Genomic DNA, 21252 nt, shown 5'->3' with positions numbered 1-21252 from the left:
GCGGCGCACGGGCGGCCCTCAGCTGAGGGTGTCGTGCCACACGTCGAAGCCGAGTTTCACCACCAGCACGCTTACCACCACGAGGAACAGCACGCGCACGAATCGCACGCCCCGTGCGATAGCCATGCGTGAGCCGATGAAGCTGCCTGCGACGTTCGCGATCCCCATCACCAGCCCTAGCGGCCACAGCACCGCACCGAGCGGAATGAAGAAGAGCAGCGCGCCGAGATTCGTGGCGAAGTTGACGATCTTGGCCTGAGCGCTCGCCCTGAGAAAGTCGTAGCCCAGCAGGCCGACGAGCGCGATGACGAGGAACGTGCCGGTGCCCGGCCCCAGCACCCCGTCGTAGAAGCCGATGGCCGCGCCCGTCGCGCCGGCGATCACGATGTGACGCCGGCCCCGATGCTTGAGGCGCGTGACCGCACCAAGCGCGGGCTTGAACAGGGTGATGAGCGCCACCGCGATCAGGGCGACCACGATGATCGGTTTGAAGAGTGCCGCAGGGAGGAACGCCGCCACTGTCGCCCCGCCGAACGAGCCGAGCAGCGCGATCCCCGCCATCGGCAGTACCGTGCGCAGACCGGGCCGCACGCGCCGGGCGTAGGTGACGCTGCTCGTTGCTGTGCCGAAGACCGATGCCAGCTTGTTCGTGGCGAGCGCCTGCACGGGGGTGATGCCGGGCACGAGCAGCAGCGCCGGCAACTGGATCAGCCCTCCCCCGCCGACCACGGCGTCGATCCACCCCGCGGCGAACGCCGCCGCGAACAGCAGCGCGAGGGTGGTCCAATCGCCGCCCTCGGGCACGAACACGAACTCGCTCACCAGCACACCCTTTCACATCGAAACCGCGCGGCCGCAGTTCACCCCGTGCATCGCAGTTCAGGCGGAGGTTCTCGTCGTCGAAAACCTCCGCCTGAACTGCGATCCGCTCCCGCGGCTACGGGAGCGCGCCGCCGCCTATCTCCCCTGCGTCGCGATCACCTCGGTGGTCGTGCCCGCCTCATGCAACCGCGGGTCGCCCGGCTGCACCGGGACGGTCTCCGTCGGGGTGCCGGCCGCGCCGCCTCGGGCCCTCGGGTTCTTGCGCGTGCGGATCTCGAACCACTTCGCCAGGCCGGAGAGCATCAGGCACATGATGATGTAGATGCCGCCGATAACGAAGGCAGACTGCAGCAGCGGGCGGCCGAACTGCACATTGCTGCTGAGCTGCTTTGCGAGGTACAGCAGTTCGGGGTAGGTGATGATGAAGCCGAGCGCCGTATCCTTCATCGTCACCACGAGCTGCGCAACAATCACGGGCAGCATTGACCGCACCGCCTGCGGCAGCAGGATGAGCCGCATCACACCGCTCTTGCGCAGACCAATCGAATACCCGGCTTCCTTCTGCCCGCGGGGAAGCGCCTCGATGCCGGCGCGCAGCGCCTCGGCGAGCACTGAGCCGTTGTAGACCACGAGCGCGATCACCACCGCCCAGTACGGCTCCATGCGCACCCCCACCGACGGCAAGCCGTAGTAGAGCAGCATCATCATGACCAGCACCGGCACCGCGCGGAAGATCTCGGTGACCCCCATGAAAGGGCCGCGCACCCAGCGATGGTCAGACAGCCGGCCGATGGCGAGCACGAAGCCGAGCACGATGCTCAGCACTGCCGCGAGGCCGAAGGCCGCGAGCGTCTTGCCGAGTGCCGCGAAGATCTGCTCCCAGATCGCGGTGTAGGTGAACAGCCCCCACTTCGTTGCGGAGAACTGGCCGGAGAGCGCCAACCGGTAGATCAGGAACGCCGCCAGGGCACCGATCACCACTACCGTCGCCACCGCGATCAGCCGATTGCGCAGGATCGCCCTCGGCCCTGGAACGTCGTACAGTACGGAAGTCATCGAATGATCCTCCACTTCTTCTCAAGACGGTTCTGCACGAAGCTCAGGATGAACACGAGCACCACGAACACCAGCGCCACCCAGAGCAGCACCTCCATCGGGCTGCCGGGGCGTCCGGCGGAATCATTGATCGTGGCGCGCAGTGCGGCGAGCTCGGCAACCGAGAAGCCAGCCGCCACGGTGGTGTTCTTCAGCAGGGCGATGAACACGCTCATCATCGGCGGCACCACCGAGCGGAATGCCTGCGGCAGCACCACAAGACCCATGACCTGCCCGAACGGCAGGCCGATGGCCCGCGCAGCCTCGGCTTGCCCCACAGGCACGGTGTTGATTCCCGCTCGCAGCACCTCGGCAACATAGGTGGCCGTGTAGATGCCAATGGCGAGGATGCCGAGCAGCAGCGTGCTCATCTTCGGGAGCCCGAGCGCGGGGTACCCGAGGACGAAGAAGAAGAACACCAGCGTCAGCGGCGTATTGCGGATGATGTTGACGTAGACGGTGCCCACCCCACGCGCGATCGGCACTGGTGAGACCCGCATAGCGCCAACGATGACGCCGAGCACCAGGGCGAGCACCCCGCCTCCGAAGAACACCAGCAGGGTGTTCTTAATCGCGGTCCCCCAGAGATCGAGGTTCCCGAAGATGACGTCCATGCGCCTTCCCCTCCTGAGCGAGGGCCGCCGGGGCGGGAGGGTTCACCCCCGCCCCAGGCGGCCAGCAGCGATTAGTATGCGTCGACCTTGGGCTGCTCGACCTTGATCCCCGAATCGCCGAGGTTCTGGTCGAAGATTGCCTGCCAGATGGTGCCGCCGTCGGTGAAGAGGTCGTTGATGTGCGTGCGCAGCACGTCGTCGCCCTTCGGGAGGCCCACCCCGTAGAGCTCCTCGGTGAGGAGCGGCCCGGTGGTCACCTTGAGGTTGTCGGGATCCTGCGCGGCATACCCGATGAGGATCGCCTGGTCGGTGGTCACCGCATCGACCTGGCCGTTGACGAGACTCTCGACGCAGGCCGAGTAGAGGTCGAACTCCTGTGTCTTGATCTCGGGGAAGTTTTCCTTGATGTTCTGGATCGGCGTCGAGCCGGTCGCCGAGCACACGGTCTTGCCCGCGAGCTCTTCAAGCGACTGGTAGTCCTCGCCGTCGCTCTTCACGAGCAGCCCCTGGCCGGTCACGAAGTAGGGCCCGGCGAAGTCGATGTCCTGCTTGCGCTTGTCGTTGATCGAGTAGGTGCCAACGTAGTAGTCGATGTCACCGTTCACGATCGCCTGCTCACGGTTCGCCGAGGCGATCGCCTTGTACTCGATCTGTTCCTCATCGAAGCCGAGCGAGGCGGCGATCCAGCGTGCGATGTCGACATCGAAGCCGCTGCGCTCCTGGGTGACGTTGTCGAGGTAACCGAGGCCCGGCTGGTCCTCTTTGACACCCACCACGACCTTGCCGCGCTCCTCCATCTTGTCGAATGTGGGGCTGCCCTCGAGGGTGAAGCCTTCCGCGACCTCCCACGGGGTCTTGCTGGCTGCCGCGGGGGCGTCGTTGCCGCCCTCGGTCGCACCAGGGGAGCCGCTGTTGCAGCCGGTGAGCGTCAGCGCCGCTGCGGCAAAAAGGCCGAGCGCCGCGAGTGATTTCTTGAAACGCATGGAGTGTTCCTTTCGATCGGTGGTTCGGGTGTTCGGGTCGTCGGTGCCGCCTGGCGGCGCAGACGCCTCAGCTGGTGATGAGCTTGGAGAGGAAATCCTTGGCACGGTCGCTCTTCGGGTGGGTGAAGAACTCGTCGGGTGTGGCCTCCTCCACGATCCGGCCGTCGGCCATGAAGACGACCCGATCCGCCGCCTTCCGCGCGAATCCCATCTCGTGGGTGACGACGATCATCGTCATGCCCTCCTTGGCGAGTTCGACCATCACGTCGAGCACCTCGTTGATCATCTCGGGGTCGAGGGCGCTTGTGGGCTCATCGAAGAGCATCACCTTGGGGTGCATCGCGAGAGAGCGGGCAATGGCGACGCGCTGCTGCTGCCCGCCGGAGAGCTGCGCAGGCAGCTTCGAGGCCTGCTTCTCAACGCCGACCCTGGCGAGGAGCTCCATCGCTTCCCGCTCGGCGTCAGCCTTGCTGAGGCCGCGAACCTTGATGGGGCCGAGGGTGACGTTCTCGAGGATCGTCAGGTGGGCGAAGAGGTTGAACGATTGGAACACCATGCCGACCTCGGCGCGCAGCTTCGCGAGCGCCTTCCCCTCGGCGGGCAACTCCCTGCCGTCGACGCGGATCGAGCCGCTGGTGATGGTCTCCAGGCGGTTGATCGAACGGCAGAGCGTCGACTTTCCCGAGCCGGAGGGCCCGATGATCACGACCACCTCGCCCGCGTCGATCGTGAGATCGATATCGGTCAGGGCTTGAAACTCTCCGTAGTGCTTCTGCACGTTCTCCACGACGACAAGCGGTTCGCTCGCACTCATCATGTCTCCACCTCTGGGTCGTGACCTGCAATGCGGCGAGCGCATCGCAGGCGGCTGGCCTGGCTGCGACGGTTCGGCGGGCGCTGCCGACCCGTGCGGGTGGGCGGTACGTCGTCGAACCGATCGGCCCCAACGCTAGAGAGCGGATCGCGTGCGCGTCAGCCGCCTTGAGGCTTTCTTGAGCGTGCCCTTGAGCGTTTCTTGAGGTTCGCGACGCGGAGCGTCGATTCCAGGGGTTACCGTCGGGCGTCGACGTAGAAGCGGGCGGCACCCGGATGCAGCTCCACCGGGGCTGTGAAAATGGCCTGCCGTCGATCGAGGAATTCGCCCGCGGCGACCCGGCGACCGATCTCCTGGCGCGAGTCGAAGAGCACCCGCACCACGTCGTAGACGAGTTCGTCGGGTGCGTCTTCCGAGACGATCAGATAGTTCGGCACCGTCATGGTGACCGTCGGTGTTTCGATGCCGTACACGCCCACCGGGAAGTCTGCGAGACGGTACACCCCGGCGTGCCCGGAGTTGACGCGATCCACAGTGTCGGCCTCGATGGAGAGCAGACGGATCGGCATCGCCCTCGCCAGCCGCTCGATCCCCGGCGTGGGCAGCCCACCCACCCAGAAGAAGGCGTCGATCTCGCCTCGCTGCATCGCCTCGATCGAGGCATCTGGGCCAAGCTCGGGGTTCTCGATCCGGTCAAGCGCGACGCCGGAGGAGGCGAGCACGCGGGTTGCGATGACCTGCACGCCGGAGTTCGGTGCCCCGAGCGACACCCTGCGACCCTCAAGGTCGGCGATCCGGCGCACTTCCGACTCGGCGGGCACCACCAGGTGAACGTATTCGTCGTAGACGCGGGCGGCTGCGCGCACCGGGAGCGGATCAGCGAAGTCGCCGGTGCCGCGCACCGCATCGGCCGCCGTGTCACCCTGCGCGAAGCCGAGCAACGCCTCCCCTGCTGCGACCCGCAACAGGTTGTCGACCGAGCCGTGAGTCTCGGCGACGGTGATGTCGAGCCCGAGCTCCCGGTGCAGGGCGCCCGCGAGCTCCTCGCCGTAGGCGTAGTAGACCCCGGTGGTGCCGCCACCGGCGATCTCGAAGTGCTCGTCGCTCGCGTAGTCGGGGCCCACGCAGCCGGTGAGCCCGAGCAGCGCGGTCGCCAGCGCGGCTACCGCGGCGACGACCCGCGCCCGTGCTCTGCGCCGCATCATCGTTCGCTCCCCGGCAGTCGCAGTGCGACACGGAGGCCGCCGCCGTCGGGCGCGGAGACCTCGACGCTCCCCTGCAGCGCCGTGAGCAGATCCGTTGCGATCGCGAGGCCGAGGCCCGAACCCGGCACGTTCTGGTCGCGCGGGCTGCGCCAGAACCGGCTCTTCACCCGTTCGAGTTCTTCGGCTTCGAGTCCGGGGCCGCGGTCGCGCACTGCGATCTCGCAGGAGTCGCCATCTCGTCGCACCGTCACATCGATGGTCGAGCCCGCGGGTGCGAACTTGAGGGCGTTGTCGATCACGGCGTCGAGGGCGCTCTCCACCGAGGTGCGATCGGTCGAACTCATCACGCCAGGGGCACCGTCGACCCTGATGCGGAGGCCCCGCTCGCGGGCCACGTCGCGCCACGCTGCCACGCGGCTCTCCACGAGCTCAACGAGATCAACTGCGACGAACGAGGAATCCTGTTGCCCGGCTCGCGCCATGTTCAGCAGCGTGTCGAGGATTCGCGACATGCGACGCCCCTCCTCACGGGTCTTCTCGATGTCGTCTTCCCAGCGAGGATCGAGCCGGGTCGCAAGATATTCGACCCGCATCAGCAGCGCCCCGAGCGGGTTGCGCAGCTCATGGGAGGCGTTCATCGCGAACTCCCGCTGACGCGACACCACCCGCTCGATCTCCTCCGCCATCTGATTGAACAGCCTGATCATGCGGCGCATCTCCGCTGGGCCGGTGTCGTCTGCGATGCGGGCATCCATCTCGCCGTGCTCAATGGCGGCCATCGCGTTATCAACGCGCAACAACGGCTGCAGCACCCAGCGGGCGAGACGGAACACCGCGAGGACCAACAGGCCGATGACGAGGGCGCACACCAGCACCATCAGCGTCCAATGGGTCAGGATCTCACCACGTGGTGCGTCGGCGCTCGCCGCGATCAGCACCGCGCCGATCACATTGCCGTCATCGAACACGGGCTCGACCATCACGGTCTCACCGAGCGACCAGGGCAGTACCGTCAGATTCGGGTCGCTGCGACGCCCCGAAAGTGCGAGACCGATCTGAGCGGTCATCTCTTCGTCGATCTCCTCGGGTTGCAGACCGCCAGCGGCCCAGAGCGTTCCCGATCGGTCGAAGACCGCGATCCGCGTGCCATACAGCTCGCTGTACCGCTCCAGCTCGCCCGCCACCACCGCCGGATTCGCGGCCCGCAGCGACTGGCGGGCACCGGTGAGAAAGTAGCCGAGGTCGCCGAGCTGCTGACTCGAAGCTTCCTGCTGGATACTGCGCGCCACGCTCCAGGCGTAGGCACCGCTCAACGCCAGCAGAATCACCGTCACCGGCACCAGAAACACGATGATGAGGCGGGTGCGCACGGCTCAGGCCCCGGTCAGCCGGTATCCGACGCCCCGCAGTGTCGCGATGAGCGAGGGGCGCGCGAGTTTGCGGCGGATCGAGCCGACGTGCACTTCGAGTGAGCGGTTGAAGCCGCTCCAGTCAGTGCCCCACACCTCACGGATGATGCGGTCGCGAGGCACCACCACTCCCGGGTAGCGGGCCAGCACGGCGACGATGTCGAACTCCTTGGGGGTGAGTTCGACAGGGGCTCCGTCGGCCAGCACCAGCCGGTTGCGGAAATCGATGTATACGCCGTCGACGGTGATCCCCGAGGCCTCGTCCGAGTCGACCGGCAGTGGTCGTGTGCGCCGGGTGACGGCTTCGATACGCGCGACCAACTCGCGCACATCGTAGGGCTTCACCACGAAATCATCGGCGCCGGCGTGGAGACCCTTGATGCGCTCCTCGACGTGGCTGCGCGCGGTCGCGACAATGATGGGGACGCCCGAGATGCCGCGGATCCGCCTGCACACATCGATCCCGTCCATATCGGGCAAGCCGAGATCGAGCAGCACAGCCTCGGTGTCAGCGCCGAGCGCTTCCAGGGCTGCCGCACCGCTCGCAGCGCAGACAGTGGTGTACCCCGCTTGACGCAGATAGGCGCTCAGGGCATCGGAGACGCGCGCGTCATCTTCAACGATCAGGATCTTCATGTCGGGATATCCGCCTAGTCCGAGGGCACCTCCAGACTAGGCTATCCCGCACGCCTGCGGTTCGAGGCCCCTCTACTCGTACATGCCAATGTTGATGGGGCCGGTGAGGTCTGGCGCGGCGGCGCGGAAGCCGCGCGTCTTCACAACGAGGTAGACGAGGCCCAGGGCGAGCCAGATGCCGCCGATCACCATCGACACCGCGTCAAGGCTGAGCCACAACCAGACGTTGATGACCACGCCCACCGCCGGCACCAGCACGAAGCCGAGCCAGGCGCCCACAGACCGCCGCTGCAAGAATCGGAAGAACACGAAGATCACCGAGAGGTTCACGAAGGTGAAGGCGATGAAGGCACCGAAGTTGATCATCGAGGCCGCCTGGTCGAGATCCACGAAGAGGGCGGTGAGTGCAATTGCTGCAACGATGAGCACGTTCACCACGGGCACGCCCGTGCGCTCGTTCACGCCGCCGAAGAGACGCTTCGGCAGCGCACCGTCGCGGCCCATCGCATAGAGCAGGCGCGCGGCGCTCATCTGCTGCGTGATCCCGCAGCCGAGCACGGCCATCATGTAGCCGCCCACGAAGATCGCCTGGAATGCGGCACCACCGATGTACTTCGCGATCTCGGGCGAGGCCCCCACGATGTCGCCGAGCTGGGTGACATCGGGGAAGAGCACCTGCATCACGTAGGTGACGGTGATGAAGAAGGCTCCGGCCACAGCGATGATGATGAAAATCGCGCGCGGGATGTCCCGCTCGGGCTTCTCCGCCTCCTCCGCGAGGGTCGAAACCGCGTCGAAGCCGAGGAAGGAGAGGGCGAGGATCGCCGCACCAGCGGCGATCGCCGCCACCTGGATGTCGCTCGAAATGAAGGGCCGCGCCGTGAACTCAGCACCGTTCGCACCGTTGACGATGTTGACGATCGTGAGCACCACGAACACGACGGCCACAACGAGCTGGATCGAGACGAGCAGCACGTTCATGCTCGCCGCAAGCTTCACCCCCACCAGATTGAGGGCCGTGCAGATCCCCACCGTCAGCAGCACCCACACCCAGAACGGCACCTCGGGGAACACCGCCCCCATGTAGATGCCCGAGAGGATCGCGTTGATCATCGGCAGCAGCAGATAGTCGAGCGTGGCCGCCCACCCCACGAGGAAGCCGAGGTGCGCGTTGATCGCTTCTTTTGCGTAGGTGTAGGCGGATCCCGCGATCGGGAAGAAGCGCACCATGCGCGAGTAGCTGAATGCGGTGAACAGCACCGCGACCATCACCACGAGGTAGGCGAGCGGCACGTGGCCGCCGGTCTCGTCGGCAACAATGCCGAACATGTCGAACACCGCGAGCGGCGCCATGTAGGCGAGGCCGATGAACACGAGGTGGCGCAGCTTGAGGGTGCGCTTCAGGGCGCCCGGCTCCTGGGTAATAGCGTGCGCGATCTGGTCATCGCCGGCGGCGACGCCGGTGCGGGTGGGGAGGCTGGTCATGAGGGTCCTTCTTACACATCGTTGTGGTGAGCACTGCGGTGCTCCCCGGGGGCGTGCCCCGGGGAGGGGCGGATCAGTGGCTGTGGCAGTGGTGGCTGTCGTCGGGCTCGGTGCAGCTCTGACCGGCTCCGGCGGGATCCTGCACGGTGGCCGCGGCCGCGTTGCCGCCGAGCTCGCCGTGGACATCGTGGATCGCGGATCCGCCCACCACTGTCAGATCGGCGCGCTGCTCGAGGATTTCGGAAGCTTCCATGCCATAGAGGTCGCCCGACCAGACGACGAGGTCGGCGAGGTACCCCACGCGCAGCATGCCGAGCGCACCCTCGTGGTGGAACGCCTCGGCACCGCCCCGCGTGTACGCCTCGAGCGTCGCGTCGAGGCCCACGCGCTCGCCCTGGGTCCACGCCTGCGAGCCGTCGAGACCGGCGCGGGTCATGGCGCTGTAGACGCCCACAAGCGGATCCATTTCGCCGACCTGCCAGTCGCTTGAGAAGGTGACGCGGGCGCCCGAGTCGATCATCGACCGGAAGCGCCACGCGCGATCCCAGCGAGTCTCGCCGACGTTCTCCATCCAGGTGCCGGCCACGAGATCCGGTGAGGCGTGGCGGGGCTGCATCGCCGCGACCACGCCGAGTTCGCGGAAGCGAGGCAGGTCTTCGGGGGCGAGGCACTCGACGTGCACAATGCCGTGACGGGTGTCGGTGCGGCCGTTGGCGCGTTGGGCGGCCTCGATGGAGTCGAGGGTGAGGCGGATGCCCCAGTCGCCCGTGGCGTGGGTATGCACCTGGTAGCCGAGCCTGTCGAGTTCGGTGAAGAGCCTGGTGAACTCGGTGGGTTCGAGGCTGGTGTGCCCGCGGTGGCCGGGGCGGTTGGCGTAGTCCTGCAGCATCGCGGCGGTGTGCGGTTCGATAACGTCGTCGGCGTAGAGCTTGACGGGACCGAGCTTGAAACGTTCGTGCTGGGGTGTCTCGCGGATCGCCTCGGTGATGCGGGCGCGGAAGTCGCCGTCGGCGCCGACGGGGTGGTAGATCGCGGCAATGGTGCGGCTGGTGAGGCGGCCCTCCCGCTCGGCGCGGGCGAAGAGGTCGAGTTCGGCGAGCGGCACCTGCGGTTCTACCACGGTGGTGATGCCGAAGCGGGCGGCCATGTCGAGGCTGTTGGCGATCTTCGCGTAGCGGCGGTCGGGCGAGTACATGGGGATGTCGCGCTGCAACTCGGCGAGGCCGTTGATGGTCATGGCGCTCGTGTAGAAGTCGGTGACCCAGCCGGTGGGCTCGCCGGTGGTGCTGTCGATCTCGGGGTTGCCCCAGGCGATGTCGCCACCGTTCAGGATGCCGAGCTTCGCGAGCGCGGGGCGGTTGAGCCACACGGAGTGCTGGTCATAGGTGGTGATGAAGACGGGCTTGTCGGTGACGCCCACCAGGTCGTCGGCGTTGGGACGGCGGCCCTCGACGACGGAGTAGAGGGCGTTCTCGGCGCAGATCCACTCGAGCTCGGGGTGGGTTTCGGCGAACTCTGCGATGCGGGCACGCACGACGTCGAGGCTGGTGACCTGGTCGAGACTGACGGCGAGGTCGTCGAAGCCGAGCAGCAGGTGATTGTGGGTGTCGGCGACGCCGGGGGTGAGCAGGCGCCCTTCGAGCTGCACGGTGCGGCGGGCGGCGGGGGCATCGGCGGCGGATCCCACGTAGGTGATGCGATCGCCGGTGACGCCGAGGGCTTCGACCCAGGGCTGGTCGGGGTCGAAGGTGCGAATCCTGCCACCGGTGTAGAGGGTATCGACGGCCATGTCATCTCCTGAGGCTCAGTGGGACCGCCGCTGCGGTCGAGTTCTTTCACTCCAGAGTAAATTAATTTACTCATTTGTCAAGAAACCTGCGCCCGGCTCGCGAAAAGCCGTCATTCCGAGGCTTGCTCGGCTGCGACGCCTGGCATACTGGCAGGCATGGCACGCCCGAGCACCCAGAAGCAGCGCCGCCGCGAGGTGGTCGACGCGGCCCTCACCGCCGCCGCCGAGCACGGCCTGCGCAACCTCTCGCTCACCGACGTCGCCAACCAGGCCGGGGTGACGCGCGGTGCGCTGCTCTACTACTACGACGATCTCGAAGCGATCCTCGTCGAGGCCCATGCCGCCGGCATGGAGCGCGTGGGCTCAGAACGCGCCGCGCTCGTCGCGCAGCAACAGGGCGCAGCCGCGAAGCTCGCAACCGCCGTCGAGGCCGGCCTGCCCGAAGGCCCCGACGATGCACTCATGCGGCTGCTCTACGAATTCGACGTGCTGGCCGGCAAGTCGCCGCTGCACGACGAACTCGTGCAGCGGCTCTACCGCGAACAGCTCGAGCTCTACCGCGGCATCCTCACCGAGGGTGTCGCCAGCGGCGCATTCGCGCTGACTGGCCCGCTCGACGATATCGCCATGAACTTCGTCGCCCTCGAAGACGCCTACGGCCTGCACATCGTTGCCGGCGGCAGCATCACTCTCGACGACGCGCGGCGCGCGATCCGCCTCTTCGCAGCACAGTCCGGCGCCCCACTCCCCCATTAACCCCTGGAGTTCAGGGCGTAGGAGCTTAGTACCGCTCGCCCACTCGCACCGTGTAGCCGGCATCACGCAGGGCCTGCGCAACGGCGTCGCCGTGCTCGTGCCCGCGCGTCTCGATGTGCAGCTCCAGCTCGACTTGGCTGACGGGCAGCTCGGTCGCGTGGCGCGTGTGGATCACCTCGACCACATTGGCGTTCTGAGATGCCACGATCGACGCCGTGCGCACCAGCTGACCCGGCACGTCGGGCAGCAGGATGCGCAGCTTGAGGTAGCGCGCAGACGCGGCGAGGCCGTGACCGATGACGCGCTGCAGCAGCAGCGGATCGATGTTGCCACCCGACAGAACCGTCGCCGTCACGCCCGAGGCGCGCACCTTCCCCGCGAGAATCGCCGCAACACCTGCGGCACCGGCCGGCTCGACCACGAGCTTCGCCCGTTCGAGCAGCATCACGATAGCGCGCGCAATATCGTCGTCGCTGACGGTGACGACCTCGTCGACGAACTCACGCACCATCTCGAAGTTCAGCTCGCCGGGGCGGGCGACCGCGATGCCATCGGCGATCGTGGGTCGCGTCTCGATCGTCACCGGGTGTCCGGCCTCAAGCGACGGCTTGTAGGGAGCCGCATTTTCCGACTGCACGCCGATCACTCGCATCGGGCGGCCCTCGCGCGCGGCCCACTGCTTCGCCGCAGCCGCGACACCCGAGATAAGGCCGCCACCACCGATCGGCACGATCAGCGTCTCAATGTCGGGCTGCACCTGCAGCATCTCAAGCGCGACAGTGCCCTGCCCCTCGATCACCGCGGGGTGGTCGAACGGTGGGATGAAGATCGCTCCGCTCTGCTCGACGAACTGCTGCGCTGCCCGGTTCGTCTCGTCGAAGGTGGCCCCTTCGAGCACCACCTCGGCCCCGTAGTGCTTGGTGGCCTGCAGCTTCGGCAATGCCACACCGAGGGGCATGAAGATCGTCGCCTTGATGCCGAGCTCGCGTGCCGCGAACGCCACTCCCTGCGCATGGTTGCCGGCCGAGGCAGCAACCACGCCGCGCGCCCGCTCCTCCGGGGTGAGCTGCGTCAGACGGTTGTAAGCGCCGCGCAGCTTATAGGCGCCGGTACGCTGCAGGTTTTCGCACTTCAGGTAGACCGCGGGCACATCGAGCACCTCGGCAAGATAGCGCGACGATTCGAACGGGGTGCGCTGCGTGACCCGGTGCACCGTTTCGAGTGCACGCTCGAAATCTTCGAGGGCGGGGGCGGTGCGAGCTGCTTCGCTCATCAGTGTCCTTCCTTGCGCAGCAGTCGCGCGACATTGCGAGCGCGGTGACGCGCCCGCTGCGAGGTTTTCTCGCGGCGGTGGTACTCGGCGACAGGATCCGATCCCGGATCCCACTGCCTGTGCACGAGCGTGTTGACGATGGAGTTGGCCGAGGCCGCGATGGGTACCGCGAACAAGGCGCCTGGGATGCCCGCGAGCAGCGCGCCGGTCGACACCGCGAGCACGACGCCCAGCGGGTGCACCTTCACCGCACTGCCCATGACGAGCGGCTGCAGCACGTGACCCTCGATCTGGTTGACGAGAATCACCACGCCGAGCATGAGAAGCGCGTTGACAGGCCCGTTGTAGACGAGCGCGATGAACGCGGCGAGGGCGCCTGTGGTGATAGCGCCGAGGAACGGAATGAACGAGCCCAAGAACACGAGCACCGCGACCGGTATCGCCAGTGGCACGCCGAGCAGCGCCGCGCCGGCACCGATGCCGACGGCGTCGACGAACGCCACGAAGATCTGCACGCGCACGTACTGCCCTACCGAGACCCAGCCGGCCCGACCGGCGGCGTCAACCGGAGCGTGCGCCCGCGCAGGCAGGAACCCCAGCACCCAGAACCAGATGCGACGCCCGTCAATCAGCAAGAAGATCAGGGAGAACAGGGTGAGTAGCGTGCCCGTCACGAACTGGCCGGCGGAGGTGGCCACGCCGAGGGCACCGTTCCAGATCTCCGACTGGTGCCCGTCAATCGTCTTCATGAGCTGGCCGGTGAAGCCGTCGATTTCCTCAGCCGAGAACCCGAAGGTCGCCTCACCCCAATGCAGCAACTCCACCCAGGCCTCCTGGGAGCGCTGCGCCACATCATCGAAGCCGCTTCGAAGCTGCGTCGCGATGAGGGTGACGAGGATCCACACCGCTGCGACGAACATCGCGAGGGCGAAGATCACCCCCAACCAGCGCGGCGCACCGCGCTTCTGGAACCACTGCACCACGGGTGACAGCAGCGCCGTCAGCAGAATCGCGACCAGCAACGGGATCACGATGATCCGCACCTGCACGATGAGCCACAGGAACCCGGCGCAGGCGAGGCCGATGAGAATCAGCCGCCACGACCAGGCGGCTGCCACGCGCACACCGAGGGGCAGCTCATGCGCGGCATCGTCGTGCACGGCTTCTCCGGCTTCGCTTCTGGGCTGTTCCACGGCACAATCCTACCGATCGCCCGCTGCGATCAGGCATATGTTGGGGCAGCGCCGCGAGCTAGAGCAGTTTACGCAGCCATCGACGCACGAGCGCGTCTTTCTGAGGGGTGAACGGGGGCATGATGGTGGCCCCGAGAGTGTCGGGCGTGAGCGGCTTCGACAGCACGGCTTTCTCATGGCTGAATACCTGGAACGAACGCTCCCCGTGATACGCGCCGGTGCCGCTCTCGCCGACCCCACCGAACGGCAACTCGGGCACCACGAGGTGCAGCACCGGCACCCCGAACCCCAAGGCACCCGAACTTGTCTCGCGTTCCCAACGCTGACGCACCGCCGCCGAGTCACTGAACACGTACGCTGCGAGCGGCTTGTCGCGGCCGGTGACCACGGTGAGCGCGTCGTCGAGATCGGAGACCTCCACAAGCGGCAGGATCGGGCCGAAGATCTCGTCGCGCATCACTGCTGCATCGCGATCGACCCCGACGAGCACGGTCGGCTCGAGAAAGCGGTCGGCGCGATCGTGACCGCCGCCGATGAGCGTTTCGCCGTCGTCGAGGTAGCCGAGCAGACGCCCGAACTGGGCGTCGTTGACGATGCGCCCGTAATCGGGATTGCGCTGCGGAGCGCTGCCGTAGAGGGTGTGGATCGCTTCGGCGAGCAGCGGGCCGAGCGTGCGCAGCACCGGCGCACTGCCGAGCACGTAGTCGGGGGCCACGCAGGTTTGCCCGGCGTTCATGAACTTGCCCCACGCGATGCGCTTCGCCGCTTCTGCAAGGTCGACGGTGTCGTCGACGTAGACGGGAGATTTGCCGCCGAGTTCGAGGGTGACCGGAGTGAGGTGCTCGGCTGCCGCGCGGGCTACGATGCGGCCCACCCGCCCGTTGCCCGTGTAGAAGATGTGGTCGAAGCGCTGTTGGAGCAGCGCTGTGGTCTGCGGCACGCCGCCCTCGACGACGGCCACCGTGCGACGGTCGAGCGCGTCGGGCACGAGGCTCGCAATGAGCCGCGCCGTCGCGGGGGCGAGCTCGCTCGGTTTGATAACGACCGCATTGCCCGCCGCGATCGCCCCGATCACGGGTGAGAGCGCGAGCATCAGCGGGTAATTCCAGGGGGCGATCACCAACGCCATCCCGAGCGGCTCGGGCACGATCCGCGCTGCCGCAGGCTGAGCCGCGAGGGGCACGGCGGCACGGCGCGGCCGCATCCAGCCGTGCAGGTGGGCGAGCGCGTGATCGATCTCGGCCACCAAGAAGCCGATCTCGGTGAGCTGCGACTCCGTGCCGGATTTGCCGAGATCATCGAACAATGCGCGCTCGAAGTCGTCGCCGCGTTCCACGAGCAGGGCCCGCAGTCGCCTGAGCATCTCGCGCCGCCACGGCTCGGGGCGGGTGACGCCACGCTCGAAACTGTGGCGCAGGCCTGCCACAACGCCGGGAATCCGCTCCACCTGGGTCTCGTTCATGCGCCCAGGCTACTCCCGTCCCCCGACTGATGCCGGGGAGCGCAACTCACCAGAAGTGCAGCGCCGGAATGATGAGGAAGATACCCACGAGCACCGCAAGGGCCGACAGCGTGAAGCAGACGTTGGCGGCCACCGTCGCCCAACGGGGCCGGCCGGCGTCGTCGACATCGTCGTCTTCGTCGTCGCGGGAGGGGCCATCGGGCTCGAGGCTGCCGTCGATGCCACGCGCGCGCGGTGCCGGTGTCGCGAGGAAGCGGATCCCGAGCGAGTACAAGGCCACCACGAACACGGCCGAAAACAGTGCCGCCACGAAGACGATTAGAAACGCCATCCAGTCGATGCTCATCGTTCTTCCTCCCGGGCAGCCTTCGCGGCCTCACGCGCCGCGATATCGTCGCGCACCGCCGACTGCGCGACGGGGGTGAGGGGCGGGATCGTGCCGGTGTGCGTCTTGACCTTCTTGACTTTGCCCTTCTTCACACGCACGGCGTAGCCTGCCTCGGCGACATCGGGCACCGGGATCGCGTTCGAATGATCGACGCGGTTGCGACGCGAACGCCAGAAGATGAAGAGGATGAAGCCGAAACCGAGCACGGCGTCGATGATGATGCCCACGGGGCCGATGTGCGCGATGAGCGCAGCCACAGCTGCGACAATGCCCGAGGCGGGCAGGGTGAAGAGCCAGCCCAGGCTAATGCGGCCGACCGCGCGCCAGCGCACACTGGAGCCGCGGCGGCCGAGACCGGAACCGATCACCGAGCCGGAGGCGACCTGCGTGGTCGACAGCGCGAAACCGAGGTGGCTTGACGCGAGGATCGTGGCAGCGGTGCTGGTCTCTGCGGCGAAGCCCTGAGCGGGCTTCACCTGGGTGAGGCCCGAGCCCAGGGTGCGGATGATGCGCCAGCCGCCCGAGTAGGTGCCGAGGGCGATCGCGAACGCGCAGGCGGCGATAACCCAGAGGTGCGGGCCGGTGCCTGGATCTTGCAGGTTGGCCGCGACGAGCGTAAGCGTGATGACGCCCATCGTCTTCTGCGCATCGTTGGTGCCGTGAGCCAGCGCAATCAGCGAGGAAGAAGCGATCTGCGCGTAGCGGAAGCGGCCGCGTCCGTCTTTCTTGCCGTCGTGGCGGCGCGTGATCGCGTAGGCCACGCGGGTCGCGGTGAAGGCGACGATACCAGCGGTCAGCGGTGCTGCGAGCATCGGAATGAGGATCTTCGAGAGGAAAACGCCGCCGTTGACCGAGGAGATGCCAGCGCCGATGATGGCTGCGCCGATCAGGCCGCCGAAGAGAGCGTGGGACGAGCTCGATGGAAGCCCGTAGAGCCAGGTCAGCAGGTTCCAGACGATGGCGCCGATGAGGCCGGCGAAGATCATCTCCGGGGTGATGAGCACCCCGCCGTCTCCCTCGTTGATGAGGCCGCCAGAGATCGTCTTGGCCACCTCCGTCGAGAGGAACGCGCCTACAAGGTTGAGGATCGCGGCCAGCAGCACCGCGGTCTTCGGCTTGAGGGCCCCCGTTGCGATGGGCGTCGCCATCGCGTTGGCGGTGTCGTGGAAGCCGTTGGTGAAGTCGAAGAAGAGCGCCAGCACAATGACCAGCAGCACGATGAGAGTGAGTTCCACCGGCGTCTTTCGTTCGGGAGCATGTGGTGCTTGGATCACCCGCGAAGACACCCGATGTTCACAGTTTTTCCGCGGACACCGGCACACCGCGCGCGCCGTACATATGGTTTCACCTCCCTCCGCACAGGTCAAGCCAGGTGGCCAAGTTCACCGTTCGTTCACCTGGGGTGCGGAACACGCAGACTCCTCCGCTGACGCGTTGGGGCAGCTCGCGTGGGCAGCGGCCGCGGAGACACCCGGTGGCTTCGGATACCGCGAGGGTAGGCTGGCTGGCGGATCGCATCGCGAACAGAGGAGTAGACGCATGACCGCAGCGCTGACCGATTTCGTGCCCGAGGCGGGCTCCATCACCATGTTCTCGACGGAGTGGTGCGGCTACTGCAAGCGCCTCAAGCTGATGCTCGATAAGACCGGCATCGGCTACACCGAGGTCGATATCGAGCGCACCCCCGGCACCCCCGAGCTGGTCGAGCACGTCAACTGCGGCAACCAGACCGTGCCCACTGTGGTGTACCCCGACGGCACCACGGCCACGAATCCGTCGCTCGCCGACGTCAAGGCTGCGCTCGGGCTATAGCTGAGACTGCGGCACTACCCGAAGTTGAGGCGCGCCTCTTCGTAGCGCGAGGCGGGCACGGTCTTCAGCCGACCGATCGCCGCCTCCAGCGGCACCATCTCGATGCGGTCGCCGTGCAGGCCCGCCATCGTGCCCCATCGCCCCGCCAGCGCAGCGTCGGCGGCAGCGATGCCGGTGCGGGTGGCGAGCACCCTGTCGAATGCGGTTGGCGATCCGCCCCGCTGCACATGCCCCAGCACGGTGGCGCGCGTTTCAATGCCCGTGCGCTGCTCGATGAGCGGGGCCAGCACCTCGGCGATGCCACCCAGGCGCGGCCGCCCGAACGCGTCGAGCCCGTCACGGGTGACCGCCTGATCGGTACCCTCGAGGCGAAAACCCTCGGCCACCACGACGAGCGAGGAGCGGCCGCGATCGCGCACGCTCAGCACCCACTCCCCGATCTGCTCAATCGACTCCGGAAACTCCGGGATCAGCGACACCTGCGCACCCGCCGCCATGCCAGCGTGCAGCGCGATCCACCCCGCGTCGCGGCCCATCACCTCAAGCACCATGCAGCGCCGATGCGACTCTCCTGTGGTGCGGAGCCTGTCGATGGCCTCAGACGCGATCGACACCGCGGTGTCGAACCCGAAGGTGTAGTCGGTGCCGCCGAGATCGTTGTCGATGGTTTTGGGCAGGCCGATGGTCGGCACCCCGCCGCTGTTGAGCAGGCTTGCCACGGTTTGTGTGCCGTTGCCACCGATCAGCAGGAAGCCGTCGAGGCCGTACGCCGCGACGCGCTCGCGCACCGCACGCAGGCCAAGCTCAGGGTCGCTGCCCTTCGGAAACGGGGGCACGCGGCTCGTGCCGAGCATCACGCCGCCGAGGGGCGACAGCCCGCGCACCGCCGGCCGGTCGAGCGGGATCCAGTCATCTTCGTGGAAGCCGCGCCAGCCGTCCATGAAGCCGATCATCTCGAAGCCGTGCACGTCCACTCCGCGCAGCACCGCGCCGCGGATCGCCGCGTTCATGCCTGGGCTGTCGCCGCCTGAGCAGAGCACACCGATGCGCATGTGGAATCTCCCTCGTCTCGCCAATCGCACGGCGGAGCAGACCGCCTCCCCCAGACTAGCGATGGCGGGAATGCGATCAACAGCTCAGATACCGCCAGATTCGGAACGAAACCGGCCAGACCCGCCGCCTACCGCAGCGCCCGCTCCAGCACGCCCATGAGGGCGAGCAGCTGCACCGAATCGGCCTCCTCCGCAGGAGCCGCAGCGCCGTCGAGCGCCCGCGCGGCGAGCCCCGCCTTGCCGTCGATCAGCTCCGCGATCTTCGCGTCGATTGTCTGCGCCGCCACGATGCGCCACGCGGTGACGGGCTCCTCCTGACCGATGCGGTGCACACGGTCGATGGCCTGCGTCTGCTCGGCGTCGGTCCAGCTCAGCTCTGCGAGCACCACGTTCGACGCGGCCTGCAGGTTCACACCCACACCGGCCGCCGTGAGAGAACACACCGCCACAGCGATATCGGGATCCTTGTTGAAGGCATCGATCTGCTCCTGGCGGAACGCGGCCGTCTGATCGCCGCGGATCGACACCGTGCGCAAGCCTGCCTCGGCGAGCTGCGTCTCGGCCCGGTTCATCACATCGATGTGCTTTGCGAAGAACACCACCTTGCCGACGGAACGCGCGAGCTGCGCCGTGTAGTCGGCCGCGAGCCCGGCCTTGGCCTGGCCGATCTGGCGCACCATCGTGAAGACGTTCATGCCGTCGGCAGAAGCGTTCGACTCTTCGAGCTCCTGCGCGCAGACCATGCGAATGATCGCCTCGTCCGACAGCTTCGCGCCCAGCTTGCCGCTCTTGACCGCCGTAAAGCGGTCAACAAGCTTACGAGCGAGCTTCGCCTCGGCATCGCGAATACCGCGGCCGAGTTCGTCGTCGAGTTCGACGGGCAGATCGACTACGCGCTTCGCCGGCAGATCTGCGGCGACATCGATCTTGCGACGGCGCACAATGCCCATATCGACGACACTCTGCCTCGCCTCAGGGTAGAAGGCGGGGTCTGCGGGAGTCCAGCCGTTGCTCTCCAAGCTGGCCATGAGCTCGGGGCCGGGCTTCTCGGCGTCGATCCAACCGAGGAAGCGCCAAATGGCGCGGAAATCGTCGATGTCGTTGATGAGCGGGGTGCCCGTGAGCGCGATCAGCAGCGGCGAAGCGCCCGGCGTGCGCTCGCGGATACTCTCGGCAATGGCGAGCACATTGCGGGACCGCTGCGACTGCACGTTCTTGATCATGTGCGCCTCGTCGACCACCATGCCCTTGAACCCGAAACGCGAGATCCAGCTGAGGTGACGGTCGAGGATCTCGTAGTTCACCACGAACACGTCGGCGAAGGCGTCGATGTCCTGGCCGTCGCCGTGGATCACCGTCACACGGCGCTGCGGCGTCCACCGCTCCACCTCGCGCGCCCAGTTCATCTTCACGACGTTGGGCACCACGACGAGCAGCGGGTAGGCCTCAGCCACCGATGCCGCCAGCACCGACTGGGCAGTCTTGCCGAGACCGGGCTCGTCGGCAAGCAGGAAGCTGCGATGCCCGTCGCGCACACTCGCAAGCAGGCGCGCCTGGTGCGGCATGAGTTCGCGTCCGGCAGGGGCGAGGCGGTCGGGCACGGGAGGATCAGGCAGCTCCATGCACGCGGAGCCGCCGCCGCCCTGCTCGAACGACTTGAGCAGGGGCCCGAGCAGTTCCCAGTTCGCGAGCCGCACCACGGGGGTGGGCTTGCGAGGCGGGGTGAGGTCTGGGGCGAGGAAGGGGTTGGCGAGCATGCGCGACTCGATGCCGGCGGGCTCCACCTGGCGCTCGGCCAGCTCCGGTGGCACGAAGGCCTGCGCGGGCTCGGCCTTGCTGGGCTCTTCGTCTGGCAGCTCGATACCGGCCTGGGTGAGCATCTTGCGCTTGAGCAGGCGCGTCGCCTCGGTGATGGGGGCGGCGGGCTCGAGCAGCGTAATGAGGCTCGTGTCGCGGGCGGCGGTCTTCGCGAGGATCGCGGCGACGCCGTCGAGACGCTTCAGCGTCTCGGCGCGCTCCGACTCGCTCACGTTCTCATCGGTTTTGACTCTGGCGCGTTCCTCGCGCATGAGCAGCGCGATCACGTGGAACTTAGTGCGGCCGGCCGGCGAGGCCTTGCCGCGCTGAGCCGAGGCCTCCACCTCGCGCACGGCTCGCGCGAGCAGCGGAATGATGCCCTCGTTGTGCGTGTGCTTGCGGCGAGCGCCGCCACGCTGCTGGCCGCCCTTCTGGGCGCGGGAGGACTTCGGCGTGCGCTCGGCTGCGTTCTTCGCAACGGGCTGACGCTCGGCAGTGGTGAGTGCCAATGGATCTCCTGATCGGCGTGGTGCGGGCAACGGCCTGCGTGCCGGAACCCCGGTCGCACGCGGCTTCGGAGCCTGACCTCATGCGCGGCATGGGGCTCGAGAACGCTTCGCGGGTCGCGACCGTGCTGCAATCCTACCACCCGCGGGCGGCGGTGGGC

Annotated in this window: 19 protein-coding genes; 2 read left to right on the top strand and 17 right to left on the bottom strand. The window is 67.3% G+C overall.

Annotated features, from left to right (window positions below; genetic code table 11):
• Positions 1-18 precede the first annotated feature (18 nt).
• The 10 genes from WFL22_RS12195 to WFL22_RS12150 all read right to left on the bottom strand — a co-directional run bounded on the left by WFL22_RS12195 (position 19) and on the right by WFL22_RS12150 (position 10852).
• Positions 19-822, bottom strand: a complete 804-nt coding sequence (locus WFL22_RS12195; RefSeq protein ID WP_442918980.1) for a TSUP family transporter — start codon at positions 820-822, stop codon at positions 19-21.
• A 135-nt stretch (positions 823-957) separates the two neighbouring features.
• Positions 958-1878 (bottom strand): amino acid ABC transporter permease, encoded by a 921-nt coding sequence (locus WFL22_RS12190; protein ID WP_336653134.1) that lies wholly within the window; start codon positions 1876-1878, stop codon positions 958-960.
• The gene (locus tag WFL22_RS12185) at positions 1875-2531 is read right to left on the bottom strand and encodes an amino acid ABC transporter permease (RefSeq protein WP_336653135.1); all 657 of its coding nucleotides are present in this window, start codon (positions 2529-2531) and stop codon (positions 1875-1877) included. Before WFL22_RS12185 ends, WFL22_RS12190 begins: the two co-directional genes overlap by 4 nt.
• A gap of 71 nt (positions 2532-2602) precedes the next feature.
• Positions 2603-3514 (bottom strand): glutamate ABC transporter substrate-binding protein, encoded by a 912-nt coding sequence (locus WFL22_RS12180; protein ID WP_336653136.1) that lies wholly within the window; start codon positions 3512-3514, stop codon positions 2603-2605.
• Positions 3515-3581: 67 nt separating this feature from the next.
• Positions 3582-4328 carry an amino acid ABC transporter ATP-binding protein gene (locus WFL22_RS12175; protein ID WP_336653174.1) on the bottom strand — a complete coding sequence of 249 codons (747 nt, stop codon included), beginning with the start codon at positions 4326-4328 and terminating at the stop codon, positions 3582-3584.
• 236 nt (positions 4329-4564) lie between these two features.
• On the bottom strand, positions 4565-5533 hold the full coding sequence (locus WFL22_RS12170) for a TAXI family TRAP transporter solute-binding subunit (protein ID WP_336653137.1): 969 nt from the start codon (positions 5531-5533) through the stop codon (positions 4565-4567).
• Entirely contained in the window at positions 5530-6903 is a 1374-nt protein-coding gene (locus WFL22_RS12165; RefSeq protein ID WP_336993041.1) for a sensor histidine kinase, read from the bottom strand. The genes WFL22_RS12170 and WFL22_RS12165 overlap by 4 nt, the downstream gene beginning before the upstream one ends.
• 3 nt (positions 6904-6906) lie before the next feature.
• Positions 6907-7578: a response regulator transcription factor gene (locus WFL22_RS12160; protein WP_336653139.1), complete on the bottom strand. Its 672-nt coding sequence runs from the start codon at positions 7576-7578 to the stop codon at positions 6907-6909.
• A gap of 72 nt (positions 7579-7650) precedes the next feature.
• A complete protein-coding gene (locus tag WFL22_RS12155; protein ID WP_336993039.1) occupies positions 7651-9063 on the bottom strand; it encodes an APC family permease in 1413 nt (470 codons plus the stop codon).
• 73 nt (positions 9064-9136) lie between these two features.
• Positions 9137-10852: an amidohydrolase gene (locus WFL22_RS12150; protein WP_336993037.1), complete on the bottom strand. Its 1716-nt coding sequence runs from the start codon at positions 10850-10852 to the stop codon at positions 9137-9139.
• A gap of 156 nt (positions 10853-11008) precedes the next feature.
• Here WFL22_RS12150 and WFL22_RS12145 point away from each other — a divergent pair, with 156 nt between their 5' ends.
• Positions 11009-11608, top strand: a complete 600-nt coding sequence (locus WFL22_RS12145; RefSeq protein WP_336653142.1) for a TetR/AcrR family transcriptional regulator — start codon at positions 11009-11011, stop codon at positions 11606-11608.
• A gap of 25 nt (positions 11609-11633) precedes the next feature.
• On the opposite strand, the gene ilvA is transcribed toward WFL22_RS12145, so the two are convergent.
• From ilvA to WFL22_RS12120, 5 genes are read right to left on the bottom strand one after another with little or no spacing between them, the layout of a single operon-like run.
• Positions 11634-12881 (bottom strand): threonine ammonia-lyase, encoded by a 1248-nt coding sequence (ilvA, locus tag WFL22_RS12140; RefSeq protein ID WP_336653143.1) that lies wholly within the window; start codon positions 12879-12881, stop codon positions 11634-11636.
• The gene (locus tag WFL22_RS12135; protein ID WP_336993035.1) at positions 12881-14074 is read right to left on the bottom strand and encodes an AI-2E family transporter; all 1194 of its coding nucleotides are present in this window, start codon (positions 14072-14074) and stop codon (positions 12881-12883) included. The genes ilvA and WFL22_RS12135 overlap by 1 nt, the downstream gene beginning before the upstream one ends.
• Before the next feature lie 58 nt (positions 14075-14132).
• Positions 14133-15536 carry an aldehyde dehydrogenase family protein gene (locus WFL22_RS12130; RefSeq protein WP_336993033.1) on the bottom strand — a complete coding sequence of 468 codons (1404 nt, stop codon included), beginning with the start codon at positions 15534-15536 and terminating at the stop codon, positions 14133-14135.
• A 46-nt stretch (positions 15537-15582) separates the two neighbouring features.
• Positions 15583-15882 (bottom strand): hypothetical protein, encoded by a 300-nt coding sequence (locus WFL22_RS12125; RefSeq protein ID WP_336653146.1) that lies wholly within the window; start codon positions 15880-15882, stop codon positions 15583-15585.
• The gene (locus WFL22_RS12120) at positions 15879-17159 is read right to left on the bottom strand and encodes an inorganic phosphate transporter (protein ID WP_336993030.1); all 1281 of its coding nucleotides are present in this window, start codon (positions 17157-17159) and stop codon (positions 15879-15881) included. The genes WFL22_RS12125 and WFL22_RS12120 overlap by 4 nt, the downstream gene beginning before the upstream one ends.
• Positions 17160-17463: 304 nt before the next feature.
• Between WFL22_RS12120 and WFL22_RS12115 the strand changes: the two genes are divergently transcribed.
• Positions 17464-17736 (top strand): mycoredoxin, encoded by a 273-nt coding sequence (locus tag WFL22_RS12115; RefSeq protein ID WP_336993028.1) that lies wholly within the window; start codon positions 17464-17466, stop codon positions 17734-17736.
• 14 nt (positions 17737-17750) lie between these two features.
• Here WFL22_RS12115 and WFL22_RS12110 read toward each other — a convergent pair whose 3' ends face one another.
• Positions 17751-18788: a 6-phosphofructokinase gene (locus WFL22_RS12110; protein ID WP_336993027.1), complete on the bottom strand. Its 1038-nt coding sequence runs from the start codon at positions 18786-18788 to the stop codon at positions 17751-17753.
• 128 nt (positions 18789-18916) lie between these two features.
• Positions 18917-21094: a DEAD/DEAH box helicase gene (locus WFL22_RS12105; RefSeq protein WP_336993025.1), complete on the bottom strand. Its 2178-nt coding sequence runs from the start codon at positions 21092-21094 to the stop codon at positions 18917-18919.
• Between the last annotated feature and the right edge of the window lie 158 nt (positions 21095-21252).

It is taken from the genome of Leucobacter sp. VD1 (genome assembly GCF_037150695.1).
GTDB lineage: Bacteria > Actinomycetota > Actinomycetes > Actinomycetales > Microbacteriaceae > Leucobacter.
The sequence above is the reverse complement of the archived record's forward strand: the minus strand, read 5'-3'. Positions and strand labels throughout refer to the sequence as shown.